Below are 14,157 nucleotides of genomic sequence, written 5' to 3'. Positions count from 1 at the left end.
CGGCGCCGCGCGCCGAAGGCGGATCCACACGTGAATCGTGAAGGCGGGGCCTTCGAGGAACGCTATTTTTTGCAGGATTGGAGTGATGACAACTAGCCGCGGCTGCCTTTGGCGAATCGCTTTGGCTCAGCGAACATTGGCCGGAGAAACACCATGAATTCGACTTTTACGCTGGCGGTGGCCGGCATCGGCAAGATCGCCCGCGACCAGCATCTGCCTGCTATCGCGGCAAACGCGGGCTTTGCGCTGGTCGCATGCGCGAGTCGCAGCACGCAGGTCGAGCAGGTGCGCAACTATGCTGACATCGATGCGCTGCTCGCCGCCGAGCCTGAGCTCGACGCCGTCTCGCTGTGCGCCCCACCGCAGGTGCGCTACGCGCAGGCCCGCGCGGCGCTTGAGGCCGGCAAGCATGTGATGCTCGAAAAGCCGCCCGGGGCGAGCGTGAGCGAGGTCGAGGCCCTGCGCGAATTGGCGCGCGCCCGGGGGCGCACGCTCTTTGCCACCTGGCACTCGCGCTATGCAAGTGCCGTGGAGCCGGCGCGCGCCTGGCTTCAGGGCCGCACGATCCACTCCGTGCACGTGCGCTGGAAAGAGGACGTGCGCCGCTGGCATCCGGGTCAGCAATGGATCTGGGAGCCAGGCGGCCTTGGCGTGTTCGATCCGGGCATCAACGCGCTCTCCATCGTCACGCACATCCTGCCGCGTGAAATCGTGTTGTGCGGCGCGCAACTGCTCGTGCCGCGCGATGCATCGACGCCGATCGCGGCCGAACTCGACTGCATCGACACAGACGGCGTACCTGTGCGCGCCGAGTTCGACTGGCGCCACGGCCCCGTCGAGCAATGGGAGATCGACGTCGAAACCGCCGACGGGTTGCTCTCGATCTCGGAAGGCGGAAAACGTCTTTCGATTGCGGGCGAACCGGTTGCGCTCGAAGGCGAGCGCGAATATGGGGCGCTCTACGAACACTTTCACGGACTGATTGCGCACGGCGCCCACGATGTGGACGTGCGCCCGCTGCGCCTCGTCGCCGATGCGTTCCTGCTCGGACGGCATGTCGAAGTCGAGGCGTTCGGCCGCTAGACCTTAGTCTGCAAATCAATCGCCAGAAATCACCGCAATACCCACGCACGGTTGACCACAACCACACATCTCGGAGACAGAGTATGACCAGCAAGATCCGCCGGCTGACCCTTCGCGCCACCCTCGCGGCGATGTGCATCGCACCGCTCGGCATGAACCTCGCGGCGCGCGCCGATGCGCCGCTCAAGATCGGCTTTCTCGTGAAGATGCCGGAACAGGCATGGTTCATCAACGAACAGAAAGCCGCCACCGCGCTCGGCCAGAAGGACGGTTTCTCGGTGGTCAACATCGGCACGCCGGACGGCGAAAAAGTACTGGCCGCAATCGACAACCTCGGCGCGCAAGGGGCGCAAGGCTTCGTGATCTGCGCGCCCGACGTGCGGCTCGGACCGGCGATCCAGGCGCGTGCGAAACGCTACAACATGAAGTTCGTCACCGTCGACGATCAGCTCGTCGACTCCACCGGCAAGCCGCTGCCGAACGTGCCGCATCTGGGCATGTCCGCATTCAAGATCGGCAATCAGGTCGGCACGGCAATCTCCGAGGAGATGAAGCGCCGCGGCTGGAAGCCGGAAGAAGTCGGCGCGCTGCGCATCACGAACTACGAACTGCCGACCGCCAAACTGCGCACTGACGGCGCGACGGAATCGCTGCTGGCCGGCGGCTTCAAGAAGGAAAACATTTTCGATGCGCCACAGAAAACCACCGATGACGAAGGCGGTTTCAACGCGTCGTCGCCGGTGCTCGCGCAGCATCCGAACATCAAGAAGTGGGTGATCTTCGCGCTCAACGAGGAAAGCGTGCTGGGCGGCGTACGCGCGACCGAACAGCTGCACATTCCGGCAGCGGATGTGATCGGCGTCGGCATCAACGGGGCGGGCGAGGCGTTCGCCGAGTTCCAGAAGAAGGAACCGACGGGCTTCTACGGCACGATCGCCGTGAGCTCGACGATGCACGGCAAGGCGAGCACGGAGAACCTCGTCGGGTGGATCAAGAACGGCAAGCAGCCGCCCGCCGACACGCAAACCACCGGCAAGCTGATGGTGCGCGGCAACTGGCAGGACGTGCGCAAGGAACTGGGTATCTAAGCACGTCGGTATGAGCTGACAACGTTCGGTGCGGGCCAGCACCGTTACCCCATACCGGTTTCTCAGGCGAGGGATTGGCGGAATGGCCCGCACGCGTGTCCATCTGCAAAAGGCATTCGATGACGGTTTCAGAATACAACCAGGCGCGTGCACCCTTCGCGCCGGCGTCCGCCGATACCCGGGCGTATCTGCAGCTCGACGGCATTACCGTACGCTTTCCGGGCGTGTTGGCGCTCGATCAGGTGTCGCTCGACGTGCGGCGCGGCGAAGTACATGGCCTGATGGGCGAAAACGGCGCCGGCAAATCGACGCTGCTCAAGGTGCTGTCCGGCGTGAACCAGCCGGTGGCGGGCACCTTGTCGCTCGATGGCGTCGAGCAGCAGTTCGTCACCACCAAGGCGGCTATCGCGGCGGGCGTCGCAATCATCTATCAGGAACTGCATCTGGTGCCGGAGCTGACGGTCGCGGAAAACCTGATGCTCGGCGCACTGCCCAATCGTTTCGGCGTGCTGGACGAAAAAACGCTGGTTACGCGCGCCATTCGCGAACTCGAACGGCTCGGCGAGAAGATCGATCCGTCGCAACAGGTCAAGCAACTGTCCATTGGTCAGCGGCAAATGATCGAAATCGGCAAGGCCCTGATGCGCGATGCGCGCGTGATTGCGTTCGACGAACCGACCAGTTCGCTGTCGGCGCGCGAGACCACGCAACTGTTTCGCATCATTCGCGCATTGAAGGCCGAGGGCCGCGCGATCATCTACGTCACGCACCGCATGGACGAAGTCTACGAACTATGCGACCGCGTAACGGTGTTTCGCGATGGCCGCCACATCGATACGTTCGACGCGGGTGAAGGACTCGATCGCGACCGTCTGATCAGTAGCATGGTGGGCCGTTCGATTGCGGACGTGTACGGCTATCGTCCGCGCGCAACTGGCGACGTGCAGCTCGAGGTAAAGAAATTGATGGGACCGGGCCTGAGAGAACCCGCGTCGTTCTGCGCACGCGCCGGCGAGATTGTCGGCTTCTTCGGACTCGTGGGCGCGGGCCGCTCCGAGTTGATGAAGCTGATCTACGGCGCAGTGAGGCCCACTGGCGGCGAGATTGCGCTCAAGGGCAAGGGTGTGCGCTTTGCCACACCGCGCGATGCGGTACGCGCGGGCGTCGCACTGTGTCCGGAAGACCGCAAGCAGGAAGGCATCGTGGCGATCGCCTCCGTGTCGGACAACCTCAACATCAGTTGCCGCCGTCACTTCAGCCGCTTCAACGTGCTCAACGGCCGCAAGGAAGCGCAGATCGCGAAAGACTTCATCGCTAAGCTCGCCATCAAGACGCGCAACGGCGAGACCGCAATCGGCACGCTTTCCGGTGGTAATCAGCAGAAGGTGATCCTGTCGCGCTGGCTCGCAGAGGAGATCGACGTGTTCCTGATGGACGAGCCCACGCGCGGTATCGACGTCGGCGCGCGCAGCGAGATTTACGGCCTGCTGTATGGGCTCGCTGAAGCGGGCCGCACGGTAATCGTCGTGTCGAGCGATCTGGCTGAAGTGATCGGCGTGGCGGACCGTGTGCTCGTGATGAAAGAAGGCCGCATTGTCGGCGATCTGCCGAAGGCGCAGGCCACGCCCGACGCATTGATCAAGCTCGCACTGCCGCGCTAATGCGCTACGGCATTTCGCATCGCGTAACTGAGTGGGAAGTTGGTTTTGTAAAAGGCCTCAAGGAAATAGACAACATGCAAACGCAATCAAGCTCCTCCGATCCGGGCGGCTCGCCGGCCGTCTCCAACGGTATCAGCGCACGCGCCGCGCGCACCTGGGACCTGATCAACAAGTCCGGGATCGTGATGGTGTTCATCATCCTGTTCGCCGTTCTGTCGTTCACGGTGCCGGACTTCATCAGCTCGCGCAATATCCAGGGGCTTCTGCTGTCGGTCACGCTGATCGGCTCCATCTCCGTCACGATGATGTTCGTGCTGGCGCTCGGCGAAGTGGATCTGTCGGTCGCGTCGATCGTCGCTTTTGCAGGCGTGGTCGCCTCCACCCTGATCACCGCGACGCACAGCGTGATGCTCGGCGTCGCCGCCGGCGTGCTCGCGGGTGGTGCGGTCGGACTGGTCAACGGCGTACTGGTCGCGCGCTACAAGATCAACTCGCTGATCGTCACGCTCGCGATGATGGAAGTCGTGCGCGGCCTCGCCTTCATCACGTCGAACGGCGACGCGGTGATGATTTCTGAAGAGCGGTTCTTCGACCTGGGCGGCGGCTCGTTCCTCGGTATCTCGTATCCGATCTGGAGCAACATCGTCGGCTTCGTGCTGTTCGGCTTTCTGCTGAAAAAGACCGTGTTCGGCAAGAACGTGCTGGCCGTCGGCGGCAACAGCGAGGCGGCGCTGCTCGCGGGCCTGCCGGTCACGCGGATCAAGATCACCGTGTTCGTGTTGCAGGGGCTTGTTACCGGTTTTGCCGGCGTCATGCTCGCCTCGCGCATGAGCCTCGGCGATCCGAAAACCTCAGTCGGTCTCGAACTCGGTGTGATCTCCGCGTGCGTGCTCGGTGGCGTCTCGCTGACGGGTGGCGTTGCAACGATTTCCGGCGTGCTGGTCGGCGTACTGATCATGGGCTCCGTGCAGGATGCAATGAGCTTGCTGAATGTGCCGACGTTTTACCAATACCTGATTCGCGGCGGCATCCTGCTGCTGGCGGTCCTGTTCGATCAGTTCCGCCGAAGCAAGCGAGTTGTCTGACCGGCGGGCAGGCAGCCGGACACGACGAAGCCGCTCACGAAACAGGGGGGCATCCGAATAACAAGTGGCTTCATGGAGGAGGCAATAGAGAGATACAAACCCTTGCTCGATTTTAGTCTTGCAGAAAACCGTGTTGCTTCAGGCATGACACAGATCGGCCTTGAAGAGACGCGGTCGGGAATAGTTTCACGCTTACGCATGAGCGCTATCACGTGTGGTGCGGCGCTACAAATAAACCAACCAGAACGGAGACACACCATGAGACTTATCGGGAAGCTCGCAATCGGCACGCTGATCGGCACGACGCTAACGCTGGCAGCAGGTGTCGACGCATCGGCGCAGGAAAAGCCCATCACGCTCGGTTTTTCGCAGGTCGGTGCAGAAAGCGCATGGCGCACGGCCGATACCGTGTCGGTGAAGACGGCCGCGAAAGATGCGGGTATCAACCTTAAGTTCTCGGATGCGCAGCAGAAGCAGGAAAACCAGATCAAGGCGATCCGCTCGTTCATCGCGCAGAAGGTCAACGTGATCGCGTTCTCACCGGTCGTCGAGTCTGGCTGGGAGCCGGTGCTGACCGAGGCGAAGGCCGCGCACATTCCCGTCATTCTGACCGACCGCGCGGTCGACGTGAAGGACACCTCGCTCTACGTGACGGTGATCGGATCCGACTTCATCGAGGAAGGACGGCGTGCAGGCCGCTGGCTCGAAGAACGCTACAAGAGCGAAGCGGGACCCGTCAATATCGTCGAGCTGCAGGGGACTGTCGGCTCTGCGCCGGCCAACGACCGTCACGCGGGCCTGATCGAGGTGATCAGGAACGATCCGAAGTTCAAGATCATCGCGTCGCAGAGCGGCGATTTCACGCTTGCAGGCGGCAAGCAGGTGATGGAAGCGTTCGCAAAGACCTACGGCAAACAGATCAATGTCGTCTACGCGCACAACGACGACATGGCGCTCGGCGCGATCCAGGCCATGGAGGAAGCGGGCATCAAGCCCGGCAAGGACTTGAGCGTCGTCTCCTTTGACGCGACGAAGGGTGGTTTTCAGGCGATGGTCGCGGGCAAGATCAATGTCGACGTCGAATGCAGCCCGCTGCTCGGGCCGCAGTTGATGGCCGCGGTGAAGGACGTGGTCGCGGGCAAGCAGGTGCCGAAGCGCATCGTGACAAACGAGACCGTTTTTCCGATGAACGTTGCGGCGCAGATCCTGCCGACCCGCAAGTATTGACGCAGGCAGTCATCGGTATTACGTGCTCCGCGGCCCGGCGCGCATCGCCCGGGCTGTGCGGCTGTGTGGCTGTGTCTTCGACCACTTTGACGGGGCGGATTTGACGTTCCATTCACCTATGACCCACGCACCCATTCTTGAGATTATCGGCGTCGACAAGACCTTTCCGGGCGTCAAGGCACTGCAGCAGGTGAATTTTCGCCTCTTTCCCGGCGAGATTCATACCCTGATGGGCCAGAACGGCGCGGGGAAGTCAACGCTGATCAACGTGCTGACCGGCGTGTTCGGGCACGATTCCGGCGAGATTCGGCTCGGTGGCGAGACCGTGCGCTTCGCGGCCCCGCTCGAGGCCGAAGCCGCGGGCATCCAGACGCTCTACCAGGAAGTGAACCTGTGTCCAAACCTGTCCGTCGCGGAGAATATCTTCGCCGGGCGGCAGCCGAAGAAACGCGGAGCGATCGACTGGAAGGCAATCAACGCGCGCGCCAATGAAGCGCTCGCGAACCTGGATATTTTCCTCGATGTCACGCGCTCGCTCGACGCCTATCCGATCGCGGTGCAGCAGATGGTCGCGATCGCGCGGGCGGTGTCGGTCGATGCACGCGTGCTGATTCTCGACGAACCGACCTCGAGCCTCGACGACGGTGAGGTTGCGCGCCTCTTTGCCGTGTTGCGGCAACTGAAGGCGTCGGGCATGGCGATCCTGTTCGTGACGCACTTTCTGGAGCAAACCTATGCGGTGTCCGATCGCATCACGGTGATGCGCAACGGCGAGCGCGAAGGCGAATATCTCGCGAAGGACCTACCCGTCGAGTTGCTCGTCGCAAAGATGACGGGCCATGAGCGTATGAAAGAGAGGCTGAAGAGCGGCGCCGCGGACCTCGCACGCGAGGACAGTCGCGCGGCACCATTCCTGTCGATGCAGGGCGTGGGCCGGCGCGGTCTGATGAACCCGGTCGATCTCGAAGTGCGTCCGGGACAGATTCTCGGGCTCGCGGGGTTGCTCGGTTCGGGGCGCACCGAGACGGCGCGGCTCGTGTTCGGTGCGGAGCGTCCGGACGCCGGCACGATGCGGGTCGACGGACAGTCCGTGAAGCTCGCCTCGCCACGCGATGCCGTGCGGCACGGTATTGCGTATTGTCCCGAAGATCGCAAGAAGGAGGGCATCGTTGCCGCGCTGTCGATACGCGAGAACATCATTCTCGCGCTGCAGGCGCGGCGCGGCTGGTGGCGCATGCTGAGCCGGGCGCGGCAACGCGAGATTGCCGATGACTACATCGGACGCCTCGGCATCAAGGCGCGCGACGCCGAGCAGCCGATCGGCCTGCTTTCAGGCGGCAATCAGCAGAAGGTGCTGCTGGCGCGCTGGCTGGCAACCGAGCCGAAGCTGTTGATTCTCGATGAACCGACGCGAGGCATCGACGTAGCCGCGAAGTTCGACATCATGGATCGCGTGCTTTCGCTGTGCGCGAAGGGGCTTGCCATCCTGTTCATCTCTTCGGAGATAAGCGAGGTGGTGCGCGTGAGCCACCGGGTTGCCGTGCTGCGCGATCGGCGCAAGGTTGCGGAGGTCTCTGGCGAGAAACTGTCGGAAGATCAGGTGTATCGACTCATTGCCGGAGGTCAGTCGTGAAACGGATTCAGGCATTGCTTCGTCATCAGTTGATCTGGCCGGCGCTCACGCTCGTGCTGCTATTCGCGCTCGACCTCGCGCATCGGGCCAGCTTCCTGTCGATCACGGTTCTCGACGGCCACCTGTTCGGCGCACCGATCGACATCCTGAATCGGGCGGCGCCGCTCGTGATCGTATCGCTCGGCATGACACTTGTGATCGCGACGCGCGGCATCGACATCTCGGTCGGCGCGACCGTTGCGATTGCCGGCGCGGCGGCGTCCATCGTCCTGGAAGCGGACCCGTCCCACGTTGGCGAGGCGCTGCTCGCGGCGGCCGGAGTAGGGCTGCTGGCGGGCATGTGGAATGGCTTGCTGGTTGCGTTCGTCGGCATGCAGCCGATCATCGCGACGCTGATCCTGATGGTCGCGGGGCGCGGCATCGCCCAGTTGCTGACGGGCGGCCAGATTATCCCGATCGACGCGCCGGGCTACCTGAAGCTCGGCGACGGTTATCTCGCCACGCTGCCGTGCTCGGTGTGGATCGCGATCGCCGTGACGGCGGCGACCGCGCTGCTCGTGAACCGCACCGCGCTTGGACTCTTCATCCGCTCCATTGGCGTGAATCCGGTCGCGACCCGTCTGGTCGGCTTGCGCTCCGGCACGATCGTGTTCAGCGTCTATGTGTTCTGCGGGCTGATGGCGGCGATTGCCGGGATCATCGCCAGCTCGAACGTGCGCAGCGCAGACGGCAACAATGCGGGACTGCTGCTCGAACTCGACGCAATCCTCGCGGTGACGCTCGGCGGCACCTCGCTGCTAGGCGGCCGCTTCAGCCTGGCAGGCACGGTGCTCGGCGCGCTGATCATCCAGACGCTGACCTATACGACGTACTCGATCGGCGTGCCGCCGGAGGCGACGCTTGTCGTGAAAGCCATCGTCGTGGTGGTGGTTAGCGTGATCCAGTCCGAAACGGCTCGCGCGTTGCTCGTCAAGCAGCTAATGCGATCTTTCTCTTCCGCGCGGTCCCGCGCATCCACCGGAATGACACACTCATGAGCAAGTTGACTGGTCGACTGGCCGACCCTCGTACTTTGCCGATCGTCGTGACAATCGTGCTGTTTGCCGCGCTGTTCGGCTTCGGCTCGGTGATGTACACGGGCTTCTTCTCGATGCAGGTGCTGACCGGTCTGTTCGTCGACAACGCGTTCCTGTTGATCGTTGCCATCGGCATGACGTTCGTGATCGTGTCTGGCGGTATCGACCTGTCGGTTGGCGCGGTGGTCGCACTGACGACGATCCTCTGCGCGGTCGGCGCTGAACGGCTGCATTGGCCGATCTGGGTGATCGTGCCGCTCGTCCTGATGTTTGGCGCGCTCTATGGCGCAGCGATGGGCGCGCTGATTCACTTCTTCCACCTGCAGCCGTTCATTGTGACGCTTGCCGGCATGTTCCTTGCGCGCGGCGCATGCTTCCTGATCACGACCCAATCGATCACGATTAACGAACCGACGTTCCATGCGATTGCCGGCCTGAGCGTGCCAATCGGCGCCGGCTCGCTCAACGCGGGCGCACTGATCGCGCTCGCGACGCTGGCCGCCGCACTCTATGTTGCACACTTCACGCGCTTCGGGCGCAACGTCTATGCGCTCGGCGGCAGTGAGCGCTCGGCGCTGCTGATGGGACTGCCGGTCGCGCGTACGAAGGTCGCCGTGTACGCCCTGAGTGGCCTGTGCTCGGCGCTCGCCGGTGTCGTGTTCACGTTGTACGTGCTGTCCGGCTACGGGCTGCAGGCGCAGGGGATGGAGCTGGACGCGATCGCCGCGACCGTGATCGGCGGCACGTTGCTGACCGGCGGCGTCGGCTATGTGATCGGCTCGTTGTTCGGTGTCGGCATACTCGGCACGATCCAGACATTGATCACGTTCGATGGCACGCTGAGTTCATGGTGGACGCGCATCGTAATCGGCGCGCTGCTGTGTGTGTTCTGCCTGCTGCAGCGGATTATCGAGCGGCACGCGGTGCGGCGGCGCTCAGGTGGTACAGGGTTCGACGCGAAACCGGGCGTGCCGCCTGGCAAACGGCAACCGCCGGCGGGCGTTGGTGACGAGGCCGATCTCGTGACGATGGTGTGAGCGGCTTGAGCCCGCAACGGGTGAGCCGGTGGCGTGAGACAACAACCGGGCACGCGTCAGAGTGCGGTCTCGATGGAAGTTGCGCGATCACAAACGCATGACCAGCGAATTGAAAGTCGTCCCGATGCAGGATGAAACGGACAACGGACAGGCGTTTTGTCTGGAGGGAGTGGGGTATGTACATGGTAGATCCCCGCGAGGTCGATTCGGCTGCTTCAGCCGTCATGGACATCGCACGGCGGGCCGCCGGCAGATCAAACGAGGCTGTGAATGTCGGCGACTGCGTGACATTGGCAAACGCCTATCTGAAGCTTGACGTTGTATCAGGCGTGGTTGGGGGCGTTACCCGGTTTGACTGGAATGATCGTGGTGTGTGGGTGCCTGTGTTTCTCGCGCCTTCGGCGGTTACGTCGGGTGTGGATGCCCGGCAACTCGCATGTCACCCCGTATTTTCAACGCCTTTTCGTCTGGATGAACGGCGGTCGTGCCTTGCGGGGTGTCTATTGGGACCACAGTGCGCACTGTGCGCGCTGTGCAATTACGCCGAAGATCGGGTCCCGGCCGGTGATGGTCGTGTTCCGGGAGATTGGGAAATTGAATCGGCGGACGCCAGATGCGTGCGGTTGAGAACCGCAGGCACCTTGCGGAAACCGTATCACGCCATTCAGACGTATCAGATCGACGGACCGACGCTGACGGTAACGATCGAGATCGAAAACAGGGGGCGTAGAACATTACCGTTCGGGATCGGCATTCGTCCATTCCTGGTACGTGATGCGGATACCGGACTGTGCGCACCGGCCAGCGGCCTGTGGCTCACCAGGGATGATTGGGATGCGCCGCGGCACGTTCCAACCCCGCCCGCCTGGCAATTCGGTGTGACCTATCCGTTGCCACGGTCGCTGGTCGATCATGTATTTACGGGGTGGGGCGGCCGTGCGCTCGTGGAGTGGCCCACGCGCCAGTTCTCGCTGACGATTTCCGCGAACACTGCCAACTACGCGCTCCATACACCACGTCAGGGGAGCTTCTTCTGCTTCCAGCCGGGCGATGGCCGGCCTGGTGCGGCGGCTCTGCCAGGGAAGGGCGAGGCAAATGGCCTGACGATGCTCGCTGCCGGCGAAAGACTGTCTCGCCGCTTCAGTTTTACTGCCGAACGTCTGGGATCGGCGACAAAAACGGGGCGACAGTGATTGGACGTTCCCTTGGGCGACCTTGCGCGGGGAAGGTTCGCGCTATGCGCACGGTGTGCCGCTCGGCACGCAACGACGTTGTGCTGGACGGATACGGCTCGTGCGGGCTGTGGGGCGGTGATCGAGGCGGCCGTGTTCTCGACTATGTTTTTGTGGAGGTGACGGTCTGTGCTGTCGAACAAGATGAATAGGGTCGAGCGGGTGAAGGTCGCCTCCTGGGGTACGTTGCCCGACGGCAGGAACGTACGGACGTTTACGCTCACGAATACAAACGGCGTGAATATCCGGATTAGCGATCTGGGCGCGGCGCTTGTCTCATGGATAGCGCCGGACCGGGACGGCATTCCGGGTGAGATCCTCTTAGGCCATGACACACCCGGTGAGTATCTGGTGTCCGGCGCGTATATGGGAGCGCTTGTCGGCCGATGGGCCAACCGGATCGAGGCGGCAAGGTTCAATCTGGACGGTGTCGAATATCCGCTGATTCCGAATGAAGGTCTGAATCTGCTGCATGGTGGACTGAATGGATTTCACCAGATCGTGTGGAAGTCGGAACAGGATGGTGACGCGCTCATCATGCGCCTCGATTCTCCCGATGGCGACGGCGGCTTTCCAGGCAACCTGCAGGTGCAGGTCCGCTATACATTGAGCGACGATAACGCACTGGCGATTGAATACATGGCACGCACGGATCGTGCAACGCCGGTCAACCTGACGAGTCATCCGTACTTCAACCTCGCGGCCCGGGCAGGTAGCGACATTCGCGCACACCGGATGAAGATACAGTCGGACGCCTATTTTGAGGTCGACGCAGCGCTTATCCCTCGCCAGTGCGCATCCGTGGACGGTGGGCCGTTCGATTTCCGGCACGAAGCTTCCATTGGTTCGAGGCTCGATGTTCGCCATCCCCAGCTGGACCTCGCCCAGGGTTTCGACCACTGTTACGTGCTGCGTGACGGGGCGGACATGCCGAAGAATACGTTGAACCCCGCACTCCTGGAGTCATCGCGGGTGCGTCCGGTAGCAACAGTGGTCGACCCGGAAAGCGGACGCATGCTGACCGTATCGACCGACCAGGCCGGGTTGCAGTTTTACAGCGGAAACCGGCTTGGCGGAACACTGGGACGAGGTGGCGTGCCCTATCGAACCCACGCCGGCCTCTGTCTGGAGGCAGGTGGGTTTCCGAACCAGATCAACATGCCGGACCGTCGTGCGGTCATCGCGACGAGCGAGATCCCGTATCGTCAGGTGACGGTTTACCAGACAGGCGTGTTGGCAAGGCAGGCAGAGCAGTAGAGGATCGGGCACGGCGCTCTGGCCGTGGTGTCGACTGGGGCCGGGTATCACGGACTCGTGTTTATTCACAACAAGAACTCACCGCATTACTGCAGGTGCGGAAAACGATCCTGGCCGAGTTACACACTGTGTCGCACGATTCGCCAGGTCGCTACATAACGGGGCGAGCATGTTCAAAGGTTTGACCATCCGTGCGGGTTTGACGCTCGTGATCGCAGTATTCGTCACGATTCTCGCCGTCGAGAGCATTGTAGGCATCGGGGCGCTGAAGCTAGGCAATGACGCGTTGCGTGAAATGTACGAAACGGACACGAGTGCCCTGGTCGCGCTCAAGACCAGCGATGCACTGCTTCAACGCGCTCGCGTTTCGCTCGACAGCTACCACGCGCTATACGGGTTAGGGGATCCCGAACCCGCACTGCTCGATGCAGCACGCGTGGATATTCGCGAATCCGATCGCCAGTTCACCAGTTTCCTTTCGTTGCAGTCCCAATATGCGGAATCACGCGCCGCCACGCAGTTGAAGACACAACGTCGCGCGGTTCTCGACAAGGCGGTGCTGCCGGAATTGGAGGCGCTCGAGCACATGAATTTCGGCCGCTTCAAGGAGCTGCAAGGCAAGGAGACCCAGGCGTCCGTCAATGCCTACCAGAGTACGATGAAGGAGAGTGAAAATTCCGTCATCGACGGCCAGCGCACGCGCTATGCACAAGCCCAGACGCGCTTCCGGATGATGATTGCGTTGCTGGCAGGAACGGCGCTCGCGGCGCTCGCGATCGGCATCTTCGCGCGGGCCATGCTGGTCGGAATCGTGGTCCGTCCGGTTGCGCAGATCATGGAGCACCTGCGGCGCATCGCATCCGGCAACTTGAGCGCAGAGGTGCTGATTCAGCACCGCAACGAAATGGGCGCACTGCTCGCCGACGTCAAGACGATGCAGGAGGCGCTGGTCCAGACCGTGCGAAGTGTGCGGACGAGCACCGAGTCAATCAACTGCGGCGCTCAGGAAATAGCGTCCGGCAGTGCGGATCTGTCGCGCCGCACCGAGCACCAGGCTGCCTCGCTTGAGGTGACGGCGGCACGCATGAAGCAATTGACCTCCACGGTAAAGCAGAACGCGGAGAATGCCGACAAGGCGAGCAGACAGGCGTCGAAAGCATCGGAGACGGCGTCCGCCGGCGGACAGGTTGTCGACGACGTTGTCAGAACCATGCAGGGCATTTCGGTTCATTCCAGCAAGATTGCCGAGATCGTGGGCCTGATCGACAGCATCGCCTTCCAGACGAATATTCTTGCCTTGAATGCTGCTGTGGAGGCCGCGAGGGCAGGCGAGCTGGGGCGAGGGTTCGCCGTGGTCGCAAGCGAAGTCAGAAGCCTCGCCCAGCGCAGCGCCCAGGCAGCGAAGGAAATCAGACAGTTAATCGATGGCACGGTTGGGAAGATCGCCGAAGGCTCGGCGCTCGCCGAGCGTGCGGGCCGTACCATGACCGACGTTTTATCGTCGGTGACGTCAGTGAGCGAACTGATGATCGAGATATACGATGCCGCTCAGGAACAAAGCAAAGGCATTGAAGAAGTCAGCAAGGCAGTCGTGCAGATGGATACAACGACGCAGCAAAACGCCGCGCTCGTCGAAGAGGCCAGTGCCGCTGCACAGTCGCTCGAACAACAGGCCGTGCTGCTGAGCAATGCCGTCGCCACGTTCAAACTCGATTCCGATGGGCATCGTTGAGCGCGCGTCCATGATCTTCGTCACGCCATCTCACGTGACCGGCCCA

The 14,157-nt window shown here is 62.4% G+C and carries 11 protein-coding genes; all 11 read left to right on the top strand.

Going from position 1 to position 14,157, the window contains the following annotated elements:
* Positions 1-153: 153 nt before the first annotated feature.
* The 11 genes from DSC91_RS07065 (at position 154) to DSC91_RS07015 (ending at position 14,111) form a co-directional block, all read left to right on the top strand.
* A complete protein-coding gene (locus tag DSC91_RS07065) occupies positions 154-1,083 on the top strand; it encodes a Gfo/Idh/MocA family protein (RefSeq protein WP_115777469.1) in 930 nt (309 codons plus the stop codon).
* A gap of 83 nt (positions 1,084-1,166) precedes the next feature.
* On the top strand, positions 1,167-2,171 hold the full coding sequence (locus DSC91_RS07060) for an arabinose ABC transporter substrate-binding protein (protein ID WP_115777468.1): 1,005 nt from the start codon (positions 1,167-1,169) through the stop codon (positions 2,169-2,171).
* A gap of 119 nt (positions 2,172-2,290) precedes the next feature.
* Positions 2,291-3,832: an L-arabinose ABC transporter ATP-binding protein AraG gene (gene araG, locus DSC91_RS07055; RefSeq protein ID WP_115777467.1), complete on the top strand. Its 1,542-nt coding sequence runs from the start codon at positions 2,291-2,293 to the stop codon at positions 3,830-3,832.
* Positions 3,833-3,906: 74 nt separating this feature from the next.
* Positions 3,907-4,917: an L-arabinose ABC transporter permease AraH gene (araH, locus tag DSC91_RS07050; RefSeq protein WP_115777466.1), complete on the top strand. Its 1,011-nt coding sequence runs from the start codon at positions 3,907-3,909 to the stop codon at positions 4,915-4,917.
* A gap of 258 nt (positions 4,918-5,175) precedes the next feature.
* Positions 5,176-6,144 (top strand): ABC transporter substrate-binding protein, encoded by a 969-nt coding sequence (locus tag DSC91_RS07045; RefSeq protein WP_115777465.1) that lies wholly within the window; start codon positions 5,176-5,178, stop codon positions 6,142-6,144.
* Between the two features lie 118 nt (positions 6,145-6,262).
* Positions 6,263-7,777: a sugar ABC transporter ATP-binding protein gene (locus DSC91_RS07040; RefSeq protein ID WP_115777464.1), complete on the top strand. Its 1,515-nt coding sequence runs from the start codon at positions 6,263-6,265 to the stop codon at positions 7,775-7,777.
* A complete protein-coding gene (locus tag DSC91_RS07035; protein WP_115777463.1) occupies positions 7,774-8,814 on the top strand; it encodes an ABC transporter permease in 1,041 nt (346 codons plus the stop codon). The genes DSC91_RS07040 and DSC91_RS07035 overlap by 4 nt, the downstream gene beginning before the upstream one ends.
* Positions 8,811-9,890: a galactofuranose ABC transporter, permease protein YjfF gene (gene yjfF / locus DSC91_RS07030; RefSeq protein ID WP_115777462.1), complete on the top strand. Its 1,080-nt coding sequence runs from the start codon at positions 8,811-8,813 to the stop codon at positions 9,888-9,890. Before DSC91_RS07035 ends, yjfF begins: the two co-directional genes overlap by 4 nt.
* A 176-nt stretch (positions 9,891-10,066) precedes the next feature.
* Positions 10,067-11,083, top strand: a complete 1,017-nt coding sequence (locus DSC91_RS37370; RefSeq protein WP_162831343.1) for an aldose epimerase family protein — start codon at positions 10,067-10,069, stop codon at positions 11,081-11,083.
* Positions 11,084-11,266: 183 nt separating this feature from the next.
* A complete protein-coding gene (locus DSC91_RS07020) occupies positions 11,267-12,379 on the top strand; it encodes an aldose epimerase family protein (RefSeq protein ID WP_115779730.1) in 1,113 nt (370 codons plus the stop codon).
* Positions 12,380-12,548: 169 nt separating this feature from the next.
* Positions 12,549-14,111 carry a methyl-accepting chemotaxis protein gene (locus DSC91_RS07015; protein ID WP_115777460.1) on the top strand — a complete coding sequence of 521 codons (1,563 nt, stop codon included), beginning with the start codon at positions 12,549-12,551 and terminating at the stop codon, positions 14,109-14,111.
* Positions 14,112-14,157 lie beyond the last annotated feature (46 nt).

It is taken from the genome of Paraburkholderia caffeinilytica, from assembly GCF_003368325.1.
GTDB lineage: Bacteria > Pseudomonadota > Gammaproteobacteria > Burkholderiales > Burkholderiaceae > Paraburkholderia > Paraburkholderia caffeinilytica.
This window is presented reverse-complemented; position numbering and strand designations above follow the sequence as displayed.

Excerpts from the sequence above, each read along its gene's own strand:
- araH (WP_115777466.1), top strand. The coding sequence starts at position 3,907 with ATGCAAACGCAATCAAGCTCCTCCGATCCGGGCGGCTCGCCGGCCGTC.
- DSC91_RS07065 (WP_115777469.1), top strand. The coding sequence starts at position 154 with ATGAATTCGACTTTTACGCTGGCGGTGGCCGGCATCGGCAAGATCGCC.
- DSC91_RS07060 (WP_115777468.1), top strand. The coding sequence starts at position 1,167 with ATGACCAGCAAGATCCGCCGGCTGACCCTTCGCGCCACCCTCGCGGCG.
- yjfF (WP_115777462.1), top strand. The coding sequence starts at position 8,811 with ATGAGCAAGTTGACTGGTCGACTGGCCGACCCTCGTACTTTGCCGATC.
- DSC91_RS07040 (WP_115777464.1), top strand. The coding sequence starts at position 6,263 with ATGACCCACGCACCCATTCTTGAGATTATCGGCGTCGACAAGACCTTT.
- DSC91_RS07045 (WP_115777465.1), top strand. The coding sequence starts at position 5,176 with ATGAGACTTATCGGGAAGCTCGCAATCGGCACGCTGATCGGCACGACG.
- DSC91_RS07020 (WP_115779730.1), top strand. The coding sequence starts at position 11,267 with ATGAATAGGGTCGAGCGGGTGAAGGTCGCCTCCTGGGGTACGTTGCCC.
- araG (WP_115777467.1), top strand. The coding sequence starts at position 2,291 with ATGACGGTTTCAGAATACAACCAGGCGCGTGCACCCTTCGCGCCGGCG.
- DSC91_RS37370 (WP_162831343.1), top strand. The coding sequence starts at position 10,067 with ATGTACATGGTAGATCCCCGCGAGGTCGATTCGGCTGCTTCAGCCGTC.
- DSC91_RS07015 (WP_115777460.1), top strand. The coding sequence starts at position 12,549 with ATGTTCAAAGGTTTGACCATCCGTGCGGGTTTGACGCTCGTGATCGCA.